The following is a 736-nucleotide window of genomic DNA, read 5'->3' as shown; positions in this document are numbered from 1 at the left end:
TGATGGCCCGGCCCGCCGGCGGCGGGACGCACGGGGGCGAGGCCGGCGCGGGGCACGAGCGACTTGATGCGCGGGATGAGCGCGTCGCGGACCTGCTCCATCGAGCGTCCGACGCTGCCGACATTGGCCGGCTTGGGCACGTAGTCCGAGGCGCCCGCGGAGAGCGCGTCGAAGGTGGCGGTCGCGCCGCGCTCGGTCAGGGTGCTGAACATGATGATCGGCACGCGGCTGCCGCCGGCGCGGATGGCCCGGACCGCCTCGATGCCGTCCATCTCGGGCATCTCGATGTCCATGGTGACGAGGTCGGGCTGCAGCGCCTCGAGCTTCTGCAGGGCTGCGCGACCGTTGATCGCGGTCCCGACGACCTCGATGTCGGGATCCTCGGACAGCAGCCCGGTGACGAGTCGCCGGATGACGACGGAGTCGTCGACGACGAGCACGCGGATGGATGGCACGGTGTTCCTTCGGTCCTGGGCCGCCGGGCGGCGGGCCACTCCCCCATCGGCAGCCCGCCGGGGCACCTGAGCCGATCGTGCGGGTGTGACGAGACCGTGCTGCTGGGTCCTCTCGCGGGCTGCTCAGTCGCCGTGGACGGCGCGCCAGGGCGCGAGCAGGACGTCGGCGTCGGCGGCCGGCAGCAGGTCGCCGACCATGGCCGCCTGGACGACGCCGCTCACCGCGTTCTACACGCCGTAGGCCGCGTCGTGGGCGGTGAACCCGGCCCGCGCGAACGCGC

The 736-nt window shown here is 73.6% G+C and carries 1 protein-coding gene; it reads right to left on the bottom strand.

Translation table 11 applies throughout. The features are described from left to right. On the bottom strand, nucleotides 1–455 hold a 455-nt coding region (locus AC2W7G_RS17690), incomplete at its 3' end, for a response regulator (RefSeq protein WP_485869583.1). Nucleotides 456–736: the final 281 nt, after the last annotated feature.

This window comes from Aeromicrobium sp. PFPM2_SD2 (genome assembly GCF_057364525.1).
Note: the sequence above shows the minus strand (reverse complement) of the source record. Positions and strands in the feature narration are given on the sequence as shown.